The organism is Corynebacterium sp. ZY180755 (assembly GCF_054331495.1).
On sequence record NZ_CM135811.1, the window covers coordinates 1,698,708 to 1,715,855 of the forward strand.

Annotated in this window: 16 protein-coding genes; 7 read left to right on the forward strand and 9 right to left on the reverse strand. The window is 57.6% G+C overall.

All coding sequences use genetic code 11. From position 1 onward, the window contains the following. The first annotated feature begins 59 nt into the window (after window positions 1–59). The 5 genes from ACXM2N_RS07790 to ACXM2N_RS07810 all read left to right on the forward strand — a co-directional run bounded on the left by ACXM2N_RS07790 (window position 60) and on the right by ACXM2N_RS07810 (window position 6,292). Window positions 60–554 carry a TetR family transcriptional regulator gene (locus tag ACXM2N_RS07790; protein WP_458487516.1) on the forward strand — a complete coding sequence of 165 codons (495 nt, stop codon included), beginning with the start codon at window positions 60–62 and terminating at the stop codon, window positions 552–554. Window positions 555–814: 260 nt separating this feature from the next. Then, window positions 815–3,037: a glycogen debranching protein GlgX gene (gene glgX, locus ACXM2N_RS07795; protein ID WP_458487518.1), complete on the forward strand. Its 2,223-nt coding sequence runs from the start codon at window positions 815–817 to the stop codon at window positions 3,035–3,037. Between the two features lie 126 nt (window positions 3,038–3,163). Beyond that, complete coding sequence (locus ACXM2N_RS07800; protein ID WP_458487520.1) at window positions 3,164–4,486, forward strand: exonuclease domain-containing protein; 1,323 nt, start codon at window positions 3,164–3,166, stop codon at window positions 4,484–4,486. A gap of 83 nt (window positions 4,487–4,569) precedes the next feature. Next, window positions 4,570–5,229 carry a hypothetical protein gene (locus tag ACXM2N_RS07805; protein WP_458487522.1) on the forward strand — a complete coding sequence of 220 codons (660 nt, stop codon included), beginning with the start codon at window positions 4,570–4,572 and terminating at the stop codon, window positions 5,227–5,229. Window positions 5,230–5,290: 61 nt separating this feature from the next. After that, entirely contained in the window at window positions 5,291–6,292 is a 1,002-nt protein-coding gene (locus tag ACXM2N_RS07810) for a GTP pyrophosphokinase (protein WP_458487524.1), read from the forward strand. Between the two features lie 7 nt (window positions 6,293–6,299). Here the strand turns inward: ACXM2N_RS07810 and ACXM2N_RS07815 are convergent, their stop codons facing one another. The 6 genes from ACXM2N_RS07815 to dnaE form a co-directional block, all read right to left on the reverse strand. Then, window positions 6,300–6,698 (reverse strand): RNA-binding S4 domain-containing protein, encoded by a 399-nt coding sequence (locus tag ACXM2N_RS07815; protein ID WP_458487526.1) that lies wholly within the window; start codon window positions 6,696–6,698, stop codon window positions 6,300–6,302. Between the two features lie 4 nt (window positions 6,699–6,702). Next, window positions 6,703–6,936 carry a hypothetical protein gene (locus ACXM2N_RS07820; protein ID WP_458487528.1) on the reverse strand — a complete coding sequence of 78 codons (234 nt, stop codon included), beginning with the start codon at window positions 6,934–6,936 and terminating at the stop codon, window positions 6,703–6,705. 6 nt (window positions 6,937–6,942) lie between these two features. Further along, entirely contained in the window at window positions 6,943–7,584 is a 642-nt protein-coding gene (locus ACXM2N_RS07825) for a YigZ family protein (protein ID WP_458487530.1), read from the reverse strand. A 3-nt stretch (window positions 7,585–7,587) separates the two neighbouring features. After that, window positions 7,588–8,892, reverse strand: coding sequence for a threonine ammonia-lyase IlvA (gene ilvA, locus ACXM2N_RS07830; protein WP_458487532.1), 1,305 nt, complete (start codon window positions 8,890–8,892; stop codon window positions 7,588–7,590). A 338-nt stretch (window positions 8,893–9,230) separates the two neighbouring features. Next, window positions 9,231–9,440: a hypothetical protein gene (locus tag ACXM2N_RS07835; protein WP_458487534.1), complete on the reverse strand. Its 210-nt coding sequence runs from the start codon at window positions 9,438–9,440 to the stop codon at window positions 9,231–9,233. A 96-nt stretch (window positions 9,441–9,536) separates the two neighbouring features. Further along, window positions 9,537–13,097 carry a DNA polymerase III subunit alpha gene (gene dnaE, locus ACXM2N_RS07840; protein WP_458487536.1) on the reverse strand — a complete coding sequence of 1,187 codons (3,561 nt, stop codon included), beginning with the start codon at window positions 13,095–13,097 and terminating at the stop codon, window positions 9,537–9,539. 172 nt (window positions 13,098–13,269) lie between these two features. Here dnaE and rarD point away from each other — a divergent pair, with 172 nt between their 5' ends. Continuing rightward, window positions 13,270–14,166 carry an EamA family transporter RarD gene (rarD, locus tag ACXM2N_RS07845; protein ID WP_458487538.1) on the forward strand — a complete coding sequence of 299 codons (897 nt, stop codon included), beginning with the start codon at window positions 13,270–13,272 and terminating at the stop codon, window positions 14,164–14,166. Here the strand turns inward: rarD and ACXM2N_RS07850 are convergent. Genes ACXM2N_RS07850 through lspA form a run of 3 tightly spaced genes read right to left on the reverse strand, consistent with a single transcriptional unit; the run spans window position 14,163 to window position 16,140 of the window. Beyond that, window positions 14,163–14,702, reverse strand: coding sequence for a hypothetical protein (locus ACXM2N_RS07850; protein WP_458487540.1), 540 nt, complete (start codon window positions 14,700–14,702; stop codon window positions 14,163–14,165). The genes rarD and ACXM2N_RS07850 overlap by 4 nt on opposite strands. Window positions 14,703–14,705: 3 nt before the next feature. Then, a complete protein-coding gene (locus ACXM2N_RS07855; RefSeq protein ID WP_458487542.1) occupies window positions 14,706–15,635 on the reverse strand; it encodes an RluA family pseudouridine synthase in 930 nt (309 codons plus the stop codon). Continuing rightward, window positions 15,628–16,140 (reverse strand): signal peptidase II, encoded by a 513-nt coding sequence (gene lspA / locus ACXM2N_RS07860; RefSeq protein ID WP_458487544.1) that lies wholly within the window; start codon window positions 16,138–16,140, stop codon window positions 15,628–15,630. Before lspA ends, ACXM2N_RS07855 begins: the two co-directional genes overlap by 8 nt. Window positions 16,141–16,197: 57 nt before the next feature. Here lspA and ACXM2N_RS07865 point away from each other — a divergent pair, with 57 nt between their 5' ends. Then, entirely contained in the window at window positions 16,198–17,124 is a 927-nt protein-coding gene (locus tag ACXM2N_RS07865) for a DUF6263 family protein (protein ID WP_458487546.1), read from the forward strand. The last annotated feature ends 24 nt before the right edge of the window (window positions 17,125–17,148 follow it).

A 17,148-nucleotide genomic window follows, 5' to 3' on the forward strand; every position in this document is an offset into this window, starting at 1 on the left:
GGGCTCCCAGCTTCCTACGGCAAGTGGGCTAGTGACCCAAAAGCGCTAGAGTAATCCATGTGCAGTTATCTCGTGACGCCATCGTGTCCGCCAGCCTTGAGATTCTCAACGAGTTTGGGCTTGGCGACGTCTCCATGCGACGGCTTGCCACGAAGCTCCAGGTCGCGCCGGGCGCCCTGTACTGGCACATCAAGAACAAGCAGGCCCTGATTCAGGCGATGGCCGGGGCCATCGCTGAGGAATTCTTAAGCCGCGCCGAGGGCGCGGATCTTACCCGAGCCGCAGCCCTATTCCGCGAGGTGGTGCTTTCCTACAGGGACGGCGCTGAGGTGGTAACGGCGGGGTTGTCGTCGGAAAGCCTGAGAAACACCCTAGTGCACCGCTTCGGCGCGGACGACGTGGCGTATGTGCTGCTGCATTTCATGGTGGGAGCGCTAGCAACAGAGCAGGCAAGCACGCAGCTACGCGAGATCGAAGGGCTCGACACAGTTGATGAGAGCGCTCAATTCTATGCAGGTGTAAGGCTGATTTCGAGCGTCAAACCCACAAAGTGACCTAGCACTTGATCTTTTCTAGTCGATCATTGAAACTCCGCAGCTTTGCCTACAACAAAGCAAAAACATGAGGACCCTCTTACCCACAGCATCTAGGCCGGCTCCTTGATATGCGCGCTCACCAGCTCATATTCGTAACTTGAAGGCTCAGCCGAAGACTCCCGCGCACGCCTTCCACCTCGCCAGAAATCTGAATATTTCCCGTGCCGTGAGGTTTAGATTGCGCCCTATTAAGTTCTGATTGACTAAGATGCCTAACCATGACTCATTCTTCTTCGAACTCCCGCATGGTGTGGCCTGGTGAGGCTTACCCACTGGGTTCCACCTACGATGGCGCAGGTACCAACTTCGCTATCTTCTCCTACGTCGCTGACAAGATTGAACTCTGCTTGATTGACGCCGACGGCAATGAGGAGCGCGTCGAACTCACCGAGGTCGATCACCACATCTGGCACGCCTACCTTCCAGGTGTTTTACCTGGCCAGCGTTACGGCTACCGCGTACACGGACCATACGATCCCCACAATGGCAAACGCTGTGACCCATCCAATCTGCTCGTAGACCCATACGCACGCGCCTTTGACGGCGAATTCGATGGCCACGCCTCACTGTTCAGCTACGACATCAACAACCCAGAGGACCCTGACGGTCGCAACACTGAGGACTCCCTGGGGCACACCATGCTATCTGTTGTGGTCAACCCATTCTTTGACTGGGGTTCTGACCGCCCACCACACGTTCCTTACAACGAGACCGTCATCTACGAGGCTCACGTTAAGGGCATGACCATGACCCACCCGGACGTGCCGGAATCCCTCCGTGGCACCTACGCAGGTTTGGCGCATCCGTCCATCATTAACTACCTGAAGGACCTGGGCGTCACCGCGATCGAGCTTCTTCCGGTACACCAGTTCCTGCAGGATGACCGCCTGCGCGATCTGGGTCTGCGCAACTACTGGGGATACAACACCTTCGGTTTCTTCGCACCTCAGGCTGACTACGCCGCTGCCACTGAACCGGATGGCGCCGTCGCCGAATTCAAGGGCATGGTGCGCGCATTCCATGAGGCTGGCATCGAAGTCATCTTGGATGTTGTGTACAACCACACCGCTGAGGGTAACCACATGGGCCCAACCATCGCCTTCCGCGGCATTGACAATGAGGCGTACTACCGCTTGGTCGATGACGACAAGGTCCACTACATGGACTACACCGGCACCGGTAACTCCCTGAACGTGCGCGACCCACACCCACTGCAGATGATCATGGACTCCCTGCGCTACTGGGTAACAGAGATGCACGTGGACGGCTTCCGCTTCGACCTCGCATCCACCTTGGCACGCGAGTTCCACGACGTCGACCGCCTTGCTACCTTCTTCGACCTGGTCCAGCAGGACCCAGTGGTATCACAAGTCAAGCTCATTGCCGAGCCATGGGATATCGGCGAAGGCGGCTACCAGGTGGGCAACTTCCCACCACTGTGGTCCGAGTGGAACGGCAAGTACCGCGACACCGTCCGCGACTTCTGGCGTGGAGAGCCTGCAACCTTGGGCGAATTCGCATCCCGCCTCACCGGATCTTCCGACCTGTACTCCAACAACGGTCGTCGCCCAACCGCGTCGATCAACTTCATCACTGCACACGACGGCTTCACCCTGAACGACCTCGTCTCCTACAACGAGAAGCACAACGAGGAGAATCAGGAAGGCTCTCGCGACGGCGAATCTCATAACCGCTCGTGGAACTGTGGCGTCGAAGGCCCAACCGACGACCCCGAAGTACTGCGCCTGCGTGCACGTCAGCGACGCAACTTCCTCACCACCCTTCTCCTTTCCCAGGGCACCCCAATGATCGCCCACGGTGATGAAATCGCCCGTACCCAAAACGGCAACAACAATGTCTACTGCCAGGACAACGAACTGTCCTGGATGGACTGGAACGATGCCGCGGAGCACACTGACCTGCTTGAGTTCACCAAGCGCTTGATCCGCATCCGCCGCAACCACCCAGTATTCCGCCGACGCCGCTTCCTGGCTGGTGGCCCACTGGGTGCGGACGAAAAGGACCGCGACATCGCGTGGCTGGTTCCATCCGGCACCGTGATGACCCAGGATGACTGGGACTTCGCCTTTGGCAAGGCCCTCATGGTCTACCTGAATGGACACGCCATTGTTGAGCCGGACTCCCGCGGCCAGCGCATTGAGGACGACTCCTTCCTCCTCATGTTCAACGCGCACCACGAGGACATCGAGTTCACCCTACCAACCGCTACTTTCGGCCACGCATGGAAGCTCATCGTTGATACCGACGAGCCAACCGGCTACCCAAAGGAAGAGCAGGTCATCCAGGCAGAGGGCACCATTACCGTCCCTGCACGCGCCGTTTTGATCCTCCGACAGATCGACCAGCCGACCGATTCTGACGAGGACACCAAGGACACAACCGGCTCAGATGACTACGCATCCAGCGAGTACAATAAGTAAAAGCAACGATGCGTTCCTTATACCCCTTCGCGCGGATGTGCGAAGGGGTATTTCTCTGCCTGGCGGGTGGTCAAGGTAGGCTAGAACACGTTTTACGCATCCCCATTGTGAAAGGACACCGTTCCAATGCCAGTAGGTTCCATCGGCGCACATGGAGCAACCCTTGATGTCAACGCGGATTCCGTGACGATCACCCCTACCCTGCTCGCAGGCGCATTGGGCAAGGATGTCACAACAATAAGCGTTGGTGACATCACCGGCGTGTCTACGGTATCCAAACCCACCTCATACCTTCCTGGCGTAAGTACCCTGTCCCTGATCGATGGAAACACCGTCACCATATCTTTCAGCCCCAACAACGCCGACACCCAGCGCAGCTTCGTTTCCCAAATAGAGGCTGCACTGCGCGGCGAGGCACCTGTGGCTCCAACAATTCTCGGCATGAACTTCGTGGCCGTGGACGTGGAAACAGCTAACGATGACTGGGGCTCCATTTGCCAAATAGGCATCACTCACGTGGTTGACGGTAACTGCACCGAAACGAAGACGTGGCTGTGCCAACCACCTGAGCCGATTGAGCATTTTGACGAGTTCAACATCTCAATCCACGGCATCACCGCGCAAGACGTGGCCAACAGCCCCCGCTTTGCTGATGTCCTGCCCGAGGTAGTTGCAGAAATCGGAAGCCAGCCAGTGGTAGCCCACAACGCACAGTTCGACATGACCGCTTTCCTTCGCGCCTGCCTCGCCAGCAACATCAGCCCACCATCGTTCGTCTTCGGCTGCTCCCTAGCGCTAGCACGAGCCGCGAAGCTAGGTATTGACAATCACCGCCTGCCCACCGTTGCACGGCACTTCGGCTATGAGGTGACCAAGCACCACGACGCCGGCGCCGACGCGGAGGCGTGCGCCAAAATCATCGTAGGTTTGGCCAAGTCCGCACAGTTCACTGGTAGTTTCACCGACTTCTTTGACGACCGAGGCTTCGCCACGGGTGAGCTCCGCGAGGATCGGGTATACCCTGTGCTCAAGAAGCCAAGCGCGACCACCGCAGAGGTGACCGAGCCAGAGCCCAAGGGCGAACAAAGTAAAAAACGCACCAGCAACGCCCCATGGGCTAAAGTAGCTACCCCAGATGTGGCGCCGGAAGCGAACCATGACGCCGACCCACAGGGCATGTTCTTCGAACAAAACGTCACACTCACCGGTGACTTCGAGCCGTTTGATAAAGGCATGCTGTGGAAGATGATGGCCGAACGCGGAGCCACCATCGGCAAAAACGTAACCAAGAAAACCACCATGCTCGTAATCGGCCCCTGGACCAGTGTGACCAGCAAGCAAAAGCGCGCCGAAGAGCTGCGTGAAAAAGGACAAGAAATCACCTTCCTCACTGCCGATGAGCTCTTCAGTGTTCTCGGCTTAGACAAGGACGAGCAACCGCCTTTTTAAAGTTATTGGGAACCGCTCATGCGTTTTACCCGTCCAATAGTAAGTGAAGAACGTATTTCACTTACTGGACAGGGTTAGTATCCATGACCAACAGCATCCCTTTTGACACCAACCTCCTCACCCCCACTCTCAAGCCCATGACATGGGCGAGCACACGGGGGCTTAGTTCACCTGACTTCGGGCACGCGAACGCCCACATCGCGTTGTCCAAAGATCTCTGCGTAGGCCTACGCTACGGCAACGTCACCATGACGCACACCGCCGTTGCTCTCTCAGGACTGAGTCTGCGCGAGGCATGGAACTACGCCGCGGATAATCTCCTCAACCGCGCTCATACCGCGCAGGGTATTGCTATTGACATTCGCCCCAGCTCGCACGCCACCCGGCGCGCAGACACCCGTGGGTACCAAATCCGCATTGGCAACGACGTTCCCGCCACCGCGTGGCTGGCGCACCCCGCCACCTTCCGGGCGCTCAATGAGCATTTTGAAAAGCTGTTCTCGAGACCTGTTCACTTCCACGCTCCTACAGAAAACCTCCTCTTTGTCCACCAAGACACCCCTCACCCCACGGCGTTAGATAGATGGGTCTATGATCACTTCATCAAACACCCCAACGTCCAGGTTCTTAGTCCACAGCCGGTAGTTTTCGACAAAGGATTCCCCATTCCACGCCTCATCACACGCCCTGTTTCTGCGCGCCATATGTCAACCCGCAGGGACGTGCTGGGCGCTGCTGCATAGGGCCCCTGGGCGGGGCTATGATGGTTGAGGATTGTCCTCAAGATGGCTGAAAGGATCCCGCGTGCAACAAGCCCCCATCTCCAAGCTGAACAAGCTTTACCGGGAATTCGCAGCACTGCATCCGGAAGTCGAAGATGATTTTTCCGAAGCAATCGAGGACGTACTTGCTGATGCCGGCTTGACTTTTGACCGCGTCAGCGTGCGATTGAAGCGCTGGCAGTCTTTCAAAGCCAAGGCCAAGAAGCGCACCGCTGACGGCGAGCTCATGTACCCCAACCCATGGACCGATATTCACGACCTCATGGGCGTTAGGATCACCACCTTTCACTCCACGGAAATCCCGCAAATCGTGGACGCATTAGATGATGTTTTCAAGATCATCCGATCCGTGGACAAGGCGCAGGAAACGCGCGTGTCCGGTGGCTTCGGCTACGGTTCACTCCACCTCATTTTGGAAGTTGACGAACGCACACCGGAGCTCGATGAGTACGTGGGCTTCCAATTCGAGGTGCAGATCCGCACCGTCCTGCAGCATGCGTGGGCTGAGTTTGAGCACGACATTCGTTACAAACGTTCCCAAGGGCGCCTAGATCCACGGATAGACCGTGCATTCACACTCGCAGCGGGATTAATTGAGCTAGCTGACCAGCAGTTTGACATGATCGCCGCCATTCAGGAGCCCCACCCCGAAGATGATGACGAAATCACCATCACCCCAGAAACCCTCCCCGGCATCATCGCCATGCTGGCTGGCAACCAATTCCCACAGTCTCGAACCGAAGACTACGCATTTCTGCACGAGCTGCTCAATGCCCACGACATCACAAAAGCTGAAACCCTGCGCATGATCTTAAACCCAGAGGACATTGAGTTCATCCGCAAGGCGTTCAATTACAGATTCCCACCGGGGCAGGTGCGCATTGTGGATGATCTGCTCCTCCACCGCTACCGTGGAGCGCACATAGGAAAGACCAAGCGTCTAGGAACGCGCTCGCGCCAGCGCCCCTACAAGCTCAAGCGCAGGTTAGAGCAGATTGTGAAGGCCGAAGAACAGGGGCTCTAAACGTGCGCTAACGGCGCCGGCCCTGCAGACGGTCGATTTCGCGCCGCTCCTTCTTTGTAGGGCGGCCTGCACCACGGTCACGCCGTGGCATGGACATGAGGATTTCTTTGGGCGGAGGTGGCGGCGAGTGGTCCACGTAGCAAGTGCGCGCAATGGCTGCGCCCACACGCTTGCGAATGGTGGCCACCACTTCAACATCTCGTTCATGGTGGTCGACCCACACCCGTACTCGGTCTCCTGGAACCACTTGCTGAGACGGCTTAACAGCTTGGCCGTTGAGTTTGACGTGGCCAGCCTTGCAGCCCTCTGCCGCTAGACTACGGGTTTTCATCAGCCGAACAGCCCATACCCACGCGTCAATACGTACGGGACCAGTGGACTGATCGACAATGTTGTGCTGGCTCATAGCCTTAGTAGTTGTCCTTGTGGTTCACAATCTTTTGAACCTTGGACCAGTAATAGCCGCCGCCAGCAACGGCAATGACCAATCCAAGAATTAACCATGAGAATGACCCGGCAATGATTGACAGTAAGGCCCCGCCTACTACACCACCGCCAGCGCAGATGGCTGCGTTGCGGGTGTACTTGCGGACGTCTTGCTTACGCTGTTCAATCGGGTTACGAGGGCGAGGTTGCATTGTCATAGTGGCTTATTCTACCCAATTAATCCCAGCCTCTTTAACCTGCGCTGCGCCGGCTGTTAGTACGGCGACAGTATCCTCCAATTGAGCACGTTCCCCAGGATCCACCGCGAGGGTGTAGGTCACCTGCTGACCGTAGGCAGTGTCCACTACATCGATGCCACGAGCGCGCATGTCTGCCTCAATCCTTCCGGCATCTGCGTGGGAGAGGTCCACCGTGTATAGCTCCTTGCGCGAACGCGTGACGGTCTCTACGACTTCGAGAGCCTGGGAAACGGAGTCAGAGTAAGCGTGGACGAGCCCACCCGCGCCCAGCTTGATGCCACCGAAGTAACGCACTGTGACGGCTACGATGTCGAGGATTCCGCTGCCGCGGAGCACATCCAGCATTGGGGTGCCCGCGGTGCCTGACGGCTCCCCGTCATCATTGGAGCGTTCAATAGGATTAGAGCCCTCTACGTGCAGGATGAAAGCACTGCAATGGTGGCGGGCGTCGGGATACTCGCGTTTGAGCTCAGCGATCAACTCGCGGGCTTGCTCCTCGGTGGTTGCACGCTTGATGAAGGTAAGAAACTTGGAGCGCTTGATCTCTAGGTCGTGCTGAAAGCGCACGCCTGCACGCGGGCGCGCGTAACTGGTTTGGTTGCCCATGCGTTAGTTGCGCACCAGGTACTGGTATTCGGCTGTCTCTGGCTCTAGGCGGCGGCAGTCGATGCGAGAGGATTCCATGCGTTCCAGTAGTCCTGCCAAATCTTCAGCCTTGCCTAGCTGCAGACCCACCAGCGCGGTTCCGGTTTCGCGGTTGTTGCGCTTGAGGTACTCGAATAGAGTGATGTCATCATCCGGACCCAAGATCTCATTGAGGAAGTGGCGCAGCGCACCCGGCTCTTGCGGGAAGCCCACGAGGAAGTAGTGTTTCAGACCGCGGTGGACGAGGGATCGCTCCATGATCTCGGAGTAACGCAACACATCATTGTTGCCGCCGGAAATGATGCAGACCACCACAGAGCCTGGCTGTAGCTTGAGTTCCTTGAGCCCAGCCACGCTCAAAGCGCCGGCTGGCTCAGCGATAATGCCCTCGTTCTGGTACAAATCCAGCATCTCCGTGCAGACAGACCCCTCGGAGACTTCAATGTTGTGCAGGCGCCCCTGGTGGCGCTCGATGATCGCGTAGTTAATGGTGCCAAGGCGCTTCACCGCCGCGCCGTCCACGAAGCTGTCCACCGTCTCCAACGTGACGGGGCCTCCGGCCTTGAGCGCCTCGCGCATGCTTGGCGCGCCTTGCGGCTCGACGCCCACCACAGCAGTGCGCGGGGACATATCAGCCAAGTAACTCAGGTTTCCGGACAGCAATCCACCGCCGCCGACGGGCACCACGATGGTGTCCAAGGACTTGCCCATGCTGGACAGCTGGGAAAGGATTTCTGCGGCCACGGTACCCTGGCCGATCACGGTCTCGCGGGCGTCGAAAGGCTCCACCATGGTGGCGCCGGTCTTGTCCGCGTCGGCGTGTGCCGCGGCGTTGGCCTCGTCAAAGCTGGCTCCAGTAACCACCAGCTCCACGCGATCACCGCCGTGCACCAAGATGCGGTCGCGCTTTTGCTTCGGCGTTGCCGCCGGAACGTAGATCCGGCCGTCAATGCCCATGGAGCGGCACGCGAAGGCCACGCCCTGGGCGTGGTTGCCTGCCGACGCCGCCACGATGCCCGCCTCGCGCTGCTCTGGGGAGAGCTGGGAGATTGCGTTCACGGCGCCACGGATCTTGTAGGAACGCACGTCCTGCAAATCCTCACGCTTCAGATACACCTCAGCACCTGTGATCTCAGACAGGCGCGGGCAGTACTGCAACGGGGTGGGCGCAATGTAGGCAGAAATTCGGGCCTGTGCCACCTGAATATCGGAAGCGTGAACTTCAAAGTCACTAGCTACATTCTGCTCTACATTTACGCGATTATTCATGAGCACACATCTTAGTCTGCAAACCCGTACAAAGCACCTAACGTGTTTCTACGAGGTGAAACAAATGGGGGAGAAATCATCTCACCCAATGGGATAGTTCGCGCTTAGCCTGTGCAGTTGTAAGAAATATAGGCCTGATCAGAATCCGCTGGAGATGCTCGCTGAATGCCGAATCCCTAGGCCGTGAGGCGCAGTGTCAAGCGGATGAGACCTACTCCCCTCACAGTTTTCGGCTCCTATCCTGCCAGCGATTTCTTAGCAGGCGTGGCTTCCGCAATTGAGGAGCTCGCCAAAAACTCAACCGTCCCCCAACGCACTAAGGCCGCCTTCTCGGCACCCTAGAGGCGTCCAAATTCTGTGCGCAGCGCGTCCTTCCTACTTTCGGTTTCTGCGAGCCGGTCCGTAAACAGTGCGGTCTTAAGCCGAATGACCTCCCTGTGCAACGCGGTGAGACGTGCCTCGGTGGCCTTGATGATCTCACTGCTTGGGTTCGGCTGGGCGTCGATAAGCTGACGCAGGGTGCGGGGCAGGTACAATCCCTTTGGCAAAGGGGCCCTGTCTTACCAGAGCGTCCGAATACATTAAGACCCAATGCCTCAGGCACCCTCGACGTGTGAGCGTCAAGAGTGCCTGAGGTTCACTTTTTAACCGAGAATACCCGGCCCCATGGTGGCCTTAAGGTCCCCCATCAGGCTAGCGGACTTATTTACGCGCAAATGGTCGCCCAAGATCATCATGGAGGTTTCCTCACCACAGACGAGGTTGAGGTACACATCCGATTCGCCCTTGTTGCGCAGTAGCACTTCTTTAAGCTTGGCAATATTTGGCTTGGTGCACTGCTCAGTGCGCATGGTCAGGCGCAGCGGCAGGCCAGCACCGTTGCCGGGGCCAAGCTCAGCGGGATCGAGGAAATCACAAAACAGACTCATGCGCTCATCGCGGATGGACACGTGCGCTTTGGCCACGATGATATTGTCCTCCACAATGTGCTGCGCCACCAAGGAGTAGACCTTAGCAAAGACCAGAAGTTCCACGGACGCGCCGTGGTGATCCTCAATGGTAACGATCGCCCATGGCGAGCCATCCTTCTTGGACACGCGGCGGTCCACGCCGGAGATAATTCCACCGATGGTCACCTCCGCACCATTGCGAAGCTCGCCCGACAAGATGGTGGTGAGCGGGGTATCAGTCTGCGCATCGAGGGCTTCCTCGAATCCGTCCAACGGGTGGCCGGAGACGTAAAGACCAATCATGTCGCGCTCGAGCGCCAACTGCTGCTTGCGGTCAAACTCCGCGTCGGGAACCTGGACGGCAAAGACGTTGTCCACGGGGGACTCTTCCCCACCAAAGCCCGCGAACAGATCAAACTGGCCCTTGTCTGCGGCCTTCTTGGTGGATATGACGGCGTCCACTGCGTCCTCTGCCACGAGAACTAAGCCCTTGCGTGGGTGGCCCATGGAGTCAAACGCGCCCGCCTTGATCAAGGAATCCGTCACACGCTTGTTGCAGGCAACGGTATCAATCTTGTCTAGGTAGTCGGAGAAGTCCTTGAACAGGCCCTTGCTTTCGCGGGCTTCAACGATGGAATTGACCACGTCCTCACCCACATTTCGCACAGCGCCTAGTCCAAAGCGGATATCTTTTCCGACTGGCAGGAAGTTGTACAGGGACTCATTCACGTCCGGCGAGAGCACAGAAATACCCAAGTGGCGGCAGTCCGATAGGTAGATGGCAGACTTGTCCTTGCGGTCAGCCACGGAGGTGAGTAGCGCCGCCATGTACTCGGCGGTGTAGTTCGCCTTGAGGTAAGCAGTCCAGTAGGACACCAAACCGTAGCCTGCCGCGTGAGACTTGTTGAACGCGTAGGACGCGAACGGCTCGATGACGCCCCACAGAGTGTCACAGGCATCACGGGAGTAACCGTTGGCCTTCATGCCACCCCAGAACTTCTCAAATTCCTTGGCCAGCACTTCGGGCTTCTTCTTGCCCATCGCTTTACGGAAGCCGTCTGCTTCACCAGCGGTGTAGTTAGCCACCTTACGAGAGATCGCCATGATCTGCTCCTGGTAGACGATCAAGCCGTAGGTCTCGTCGAGAATGTCTTGGAGGACCTCCTCCAGCTCAGGGTGGATAGGCACAATTGGTTTGCGGCCATTCTTACGATCCGCGTAGTCCATGTGCGCGTTCACGCCCATTGGTCCAGGACGATACAGCGCCAGCGACGCGACAATATCGTTAAAGCCCGTTGGCTGCATGCGCTTGAGCAGCTCCTGCATGCCACCAGAGTCCAGCTGGAACACACCCAGTGTCTCGCCGCGTGACAGCAGCTCGTACACCTTAGGGTCATCAGTATCGAGCGCTTCGAGATTGAATTCTTCGTTGCGGTTGATCTTGATGTTTTCCAGCGCGTCACCGATCACAGTGAGGTTTCTAAGACCCAGGAAGTCCATCTTCAGAAGGCCGATTTCCTCACATGCCGGATACGGCCAGCCCGTGATCAGTGCACCATCAGCAGGACGCTTCCACATAGGGATGCAGTCCAATAGTGGCACAGAGGCCATAATCACCGCACAGGCATGCACGCCTGCCTGTCGGACAACGCCTTCCAGGCCACGAGCGGTCTCATAGATTTTGTTGACATCTGGGTCCTGCTCAATCAGCGCACGGACTTCGCCTGCCTCGTGGTAGCGGGCATGGTCTGGGTCCATAATGCCGGACAGCGGAATGTCCTTGGCCATGATGGCAGGTGGCAGGGCTTTGGTGATGCGGTCCGCGATCTGGTAGCCCGGCTGGCCGTACTGCACGCGCGCAGAGTCTTTCAGAGCTTGCTTGGTCTTGACCGTACCGAAGGTAATCACCTGGGCGATCTTGTCTGCGCCCCAGCGGTCGGAGGCGTAGCGGATCATTTCGCCACGGCGACGATCGTCAAAGTCGATATCAATATCCGGCGCAGATGGTCGCTCTGGGTTCAGGAACCTCTCGAACAGAAGGCCGTGTTCAATGGGGTCGATGTTGGTAATGGTCAGCGCATACGCCACCAGTGCGCCCGCCGCCGAACCACGGCCTGGTCCTACGCGGATGCCGATGGATCGCGCGTGCTTGATGAGCTCCGCCACGATGAGGAAGTAGGACGGGTAGCCCTTCATGTCAATGACGTCGATCTCGAAGTTGGCGCGCTCGATGTATTCCTGTGGAACCTCAGCTCCGGGGAAACGATCCTGCAGGCCACGCATTACTTCCTCGCGCAGCCACGTGGTAGGCGTGTACCCTTCCGGTACGTCTGCGATAGGCATGCGGTCGTGTGGGTGTGGCTCCCAAATCTCGCTGTAGTCCTGCACGCGCTCAGCGATCAGCAGCGTGTTATCACAACCGTCGGGGACGATATCATCCCACAGCTCGCGCATTTGCTCTGCGGTTTTGATGTAGTAACCCGTGCCGTCGAACTTGAAGCGGTCCGGATCAGACAGGGTCTTACCGGTCTGAACGCACAACATCGCCTCGTGTGCTTTCGCTTGGGACTCTAGGACATAGTGGCAGTCATTAGTTACCAGTGGTGGCAGGTCGAGTTTGCGGCCGATCTCCAACAGCTCGCTGCGCACGCGGTTTTCAATCTCAAGTCCGTGATCCATCAGCTCAAGGAAGTAATTGTCCTTGCCGTAGATATCCTGCCACATTGCGGCGGCCTCGAGCGCCTCATCAAACTGGCCTAGGCGCAGGCGGGTTTGCACATCACCTGATGGGCAACCGGTGGTAGCGATGATGCCGGTGGCGTGTTCAGCGATTAGCTCCGCGTCCATGCGGGGATACTTACCCAACTGCCCCTCGTAGGATGCCATGGATGAGAGGTAGAACAGGTTGTGCAGACCCTCGACGGTTTCCGCCAACATGGTCTGGTGAAGGTAGGCTCCGCCACCAGAGACGTCATCGCCCTTCTGGTGCGGGTCACCCCAGCGGATGCGCTTTTTGTTAAAACGGGACTCGGGCGCCATGTAGGTCTCAATACCAATGATCGGCTTGACCCCAGCGGCTTTCATGGCTCTGTAGAAGGCATCAGATCCATACATGTTGCCGTGGTCTGTCATGCCCACAGCGGGCATGCCTTGGCGGGCCACTTCCGCTGACAGCATGTCCACCTTTGCCATGCCGTCCAGCATCGAATACTCGGTGTGGTTATGCAGATGAACAAAGGAAGATTTTTTCGCCATGCCCACAGAGTCTAGAGCACCACATAGTCCCTTCGCACGTACGCATGTCAGGGCATTGATCACATGTGGCCACCTTCGCCGCCATCCGCACGATAGCGCAGTTCAGGAATAATTTTTCACTGATTAGCTGATACATTTCTCCTGCATGGGCGCGGGGGTTTAGCATGAGTGGATGCTGTATTGTCTGCTCGCCTATTTGATGTGGGGTGTGTTCCCGCTTTTCTTCCCACTGCTTGAGCCTTCCACGCCAGTGGAGATTATCGGACACCGGATCGTGTGGACCGCTGTGTTTATGGTTCTGGTGGTGATGCTGACCCGCAAGTGGAAAGAAGTTAAGCAATGCACAGCAAAAGAGTGGATGCTCGTTGCGCTTGCCGGCGTGCTGGTCGCGGTGAACTGGCTGGTGTACGTGTGGTCTGTCAATAACGGGCACGTCGCTGAGGCTGCGCTGGGCTACTTCATCAATCCACTCGTGAGTGTCCTTTTGGGAGTTATCTTCCTTGGTGAGAGTCTGAGCAGGCTGCAGGCAGCATCCGTGGCGTTGGCCGGAATTGCGGTCCTCGTGTTGACCTTCGTTGGCGGAAACTTCCCATTCTTGGCGTTGTCACTGGCGTTTTCCTTTGGTTTCTATGGGCTAGTGAAAAAGCGCATTAGGCTCTCCGCCACCGCTTCCCTCACAGCGGAAACGCTCGTTGTGCTACCAGTGGCGCTAGGATATTTGCTCTATCTGGAGGCGCGAGGCGTTGGCACTTTCGGGCACATCTCAGTGTCCCACTCCCTGTTGTTAATGTCCGCGGGATTAGTGACTGCTCTGCCACTGATTTTCTTTGGCATGGCCACCAAAGTGATTCCGCTGTCCACCATCGGGATCATGCAGTATCTAACGCCCACAATTCAGATGCTCATGGCCGTGTTCTTGTTCGAAGAACAGTTAGAACCCGTTCGGTGGCTGGGCTTTGTCATTATTTGGATATCCGTGGCCCTGTACATCGCAGACGTTGTCCTAACACGCCGACGCTTTCGCCGCATCAGCCGAACACGCAGCGAACACCCAGAGGCTGCAGCTTAGCCCCGAAACACTGGGCGAATGCCAAAACGGCCCCACGCAGCGTCAGCCGGAAGAGCTTCAACCGCGAAGACACCGTCTGCTTGGGCCAGCGCGCGCAGTGTCTCGCCGTCATCACGAACAACGACGGCCTCAATGTGTGCAGGATCCCCATTGTTTCTCAGCTGTTGTTCGAGCACATCTGCTCGGCCAAGGCCCTGGGTGGGTTCCGGCAGGGCAATCGGCAGGTATCGATCAGTCAGCGCAGCACCCACGCGGTCAAGATCGGCATGGTCTAGCAAAAACCCAGCGGCCTGAGGGCTCAAGGCTCGTTGGAATGTCACCAGCGCATAGGCAGGAGCGCCAGCGTTCGCCACGGAAGCGGAGGCACGGGCCAGGTAGTCATCCACGGACTCAGAGGAATCCATGCCCAACTGGTCACCGTTGATAGCCATGGGCTTGGAGGTGCGATCGGATTGAGCCATAACCATAATCAGGCCAATGATCGCCAACACCGCCACCAGCGCAACTGCGTAACGAGTTTTGTCAACGCGATCCATTATCTATCCCTGGCGCAACACGTCGAGTGCATGCTGCAGATCTGCTGGATACGGTGAGGTGATCTCCATCCAGCGACCGTCGGCCGGATGGTGGAACCCCAAGGACACCGCATGCAGCCACTGACGGGTTAGGCCGAGTTTCTCATTTATCTTGTTCGCAGACGTGCCGTACATGGGATCACCAATGCACGGATGTTTCATAGCGGATGTGTGCACGCGGATCTGGTGCGTGCGGCCGGTCTCCAGGTGAATCTCCAGCAACGATGCCTCCGCAAAGGCCTCGATGGTTTCGTAGTGGGTCACCGCGTGCTTACCATCCGAGGTCACAGCGAAGCGCCACCCCGCTGATGGGTGCCTGCCAATGGGTGCCTCAATGGTTCCCTGTAGCGGATCCATGTGCCCTTGCACCAGCGCATGATAGGTTTTGGATACGGTTCGTTCCTTGAACGCACGCTTAAGAACCGTGTAAGCGCGTTCCGACGCCGCCACTACCATCACGCCAGACGTGCCCACGTCCAGGCGCTGCACGATGCCTTTGCGCTCCGGGGGGCCGGAGGTAGAAATGCGGAAACCTGCGGCCGCAAGGCCGCCCACCACCGTAGGGCCGTCCCAGCCAACGGTAGGGTGCGCAGCTACGCCCACCGGCTTGTCGACAGCAATCACGTCATCATCGGAGTACAGGATCTCCATGCCCTCGACCAGCTCCTCTTTAGGAACCAACGGAGCCTCCGGCTCCGGAAGGGTCACATCCAACCAGTCGCCTTCAGAGAGACGATCTGACTTGCCCACCGTCTTGCCGTCGATAGTCACGTCACCATTGAGCGCGAGTTCCGCCGCAACCGTGCGGGAAACGCCCAAAAGCTTGGTCAGGGCGGCGTCGACACGCATGCCAGCAAGCCCCTCAGGAACCGGAAGCATCCGCTGCTCACGCATTCTTACGCTCCTCTCGTTCCTCCAACAGCATGCCGATGATAAAGACTGCCACGCCGCAAGTGATCGCTGAATCCGCGATATTGAACACCGCAAAATCACCCACGGAAATGAAATCCACCACGTGCCCTACAAAAAACTCCGGCGCGCGAAACAAACGATCAATCAAATTGCCCAACGCACCACCAGCAATCAGCGCCAAACCGACCGCGGTAATCCGGTGTTCAATACGCGGTGCGGCAATCGAAATACCCACCACAAACGCAATCTGAATGCAGGTAAACAACCACGTGGAGTTCTCTCCCATGGAAAACGCCGCGCCGGGGTTGAACAGCAGGCGGAAACGAAACCAATCTCCGATCACATAGATGGGGCCATCCTTGAGAATGTTCAGCATCAGGATTTTGGTCAGCTGATCAATGATGGCAACGACCACGATGATCGCTGCCATCAACGATACGAATTGTCCTTTTCGTTTCCTCACTGCTTCAGTCACGGTATCTATCATTCCAAAAGTTCCGCACAAACTACCAACCCCACACACCCAACCGGTAGTCTTTAGGGCGTGAAAAACTTCTCCCGCCTTTCCTTTGCCGCCGTATCCGCCACCGCCGCCCTCCTGCTCGCGGGCTGTTCCAGTGAACCAAGTGTGCCCGTTGACCAGCCCGTTGGTGCGTCAGTGGATCCCGCGCGCGTCACGGTGGTAGAAGCCGGCGCCGACCCAGTGCTGCTGGAATACAAGGACCTCGGCGCTGAGGCACAGAACGTTACCGTGGAGTACGCAACAGGCATGACCCAAGAGGTTCTAGAAGGCGCAGCGGTTGAGAACACTCCCACCCTCGCGGAGGACTTGATGGGAATCACAGCCCCAATGGAAGCCGAAACTGCAGAACCTACCAACTCTGATTCCCAGCGATCCGTCACCGTAAAACTAGGCGATGCAATCGCTGAGGAGCCACAGGTGAACCAGGAATTGGAATCAGTACGGGGATTCCGCTTCGGCTGGTTTGCCAATAATAACGGTCAGATCTCCTCCGTAAACTTTGCCGCCCCAACACAGGCCTCAGACGAAGGCCGCGCCACCGTGGAATCGGTATTCACGGGTATGGTTCCCACCTTTGTTATTTTCCCTACCGAGCCAGTAGGAGTGGGCGGATCCTGGACCGTGGATAACCGAACCTCCGGCGCCTCCACCATGCTGCAGACAGTCACTTACACGGTCTCCGCTATTGATGGAGATAACGTCGAGTTGGACGTCTCAATCTCCCAGCGGCCTTCCATGGGTGCTATCCCCTTCACCGAAGGAGAGGAAGAAAAGACCCTCCAGGTCCTCAACGCAAACACCACCAGCGAGGGCAAGGTTACGGTAAACCTCTCCAAGCCAATCCCAGTAGCCGGATCCATTCACTACACCACCCGCGTGGTCTACGGTGAGAACAACACCTCCACCCGCGTGGTACAAGACTCCACCACCAAGGTGACCTACAAGTAACAACACATACCAAGGCCCGGTGAG

What these genes read in the sequence shown, in the direction of transcription:
- glgX (WP_458487518.1), top strand. Translation starts at nt 815, where the DNA reads ATGACTCATTCTTCTTCGAACTCCCGCATGGTGTGGCCTGGTGAGGCT.
- ACXM2N_RS07800 (WP_458487520.1), top strand. Translation starts at nt 3,164, where the DNA reads ATGCCAGTAGGTTCCATCGGCGCACATGGAGCAACCCTTGATGTCAAC.
- ACXM2N_RS07805 (WP_458487522.1), top strand. Translation starts at nt 4,570, where the DNA reads ATGACCAACAGCATCCCTTTTGACACCAACCTCCTCACCCCCACTCTC.
- ACXM2N_RS07815 (WP_458487526.1), bottom strand. Translation starts at nt 6,698, where the DNA reads ATGAGCCAGCACAACATTGTCGATCAGTCCACTGGTCCCGTACGTATT.
- ACXM2N_RS07820 (WP_458487528.1), bottom strand. Translation starts at nt 6,936, where the DNA reads ATGACAATGCAACCTCGCCCTCGTAACCCGATTGAACAGCGTAAGCAA.
- ACXM2N_RS07825 (WP_458487530.1), bottom strand. Translation starts at nt 7,584, where the DNA reads ATGGGCAACCAAACCAGTTACGCGCGCCCGCGTGCAGGCGTGCGCTTT.
- ilvA (WP_458487532.1), bottom strand. Translation starts at nt 8,892, where the DNA reads ATGAATAATCGCGTAAATGTAGAGCAGAATGTAGCTAGTGACTTTGAA.
- dnaE (WP_458487536.1), bottom strand. Translation starts at nt 13,097, where the DNA reads ATGGCGAAAAAATCTTCCTTTGTTCATCTGCATAACCACACCGAGTAT.
- rarD (WP_458487538.1), top strand. Translation starts at nt 13,270, where the DNA reads ATGCTGTATTGTCTGCTCGCCTATTTGATGTGGGGTGTGTTCCCGCTT.
- ACXM2N_RS07850 (WP_458487540.1), bottom strand. Translation starts at nt 14,702, where the DNA reads ATGGATCGCGTTGACAAAACTCGTTACGCAGTTGCGCTGGTGGCGGTG.
- ACXM2N_RS07855 (WP_458487542.1), bottom strand. Translation starts at nt 15,635, where the DNA reads ATGCGTGAGCAGCGGATGCTTCCGGTTCCTGAGGGGCTTGCTGGCATG.
- lspA (WP_458487544.1), bottom strand. Translation starts at nt 16,140, where the DNA reads ATGATAGATACCGTGACTGAAGCAGTGAGGAAACGAAAAGGACAATTC.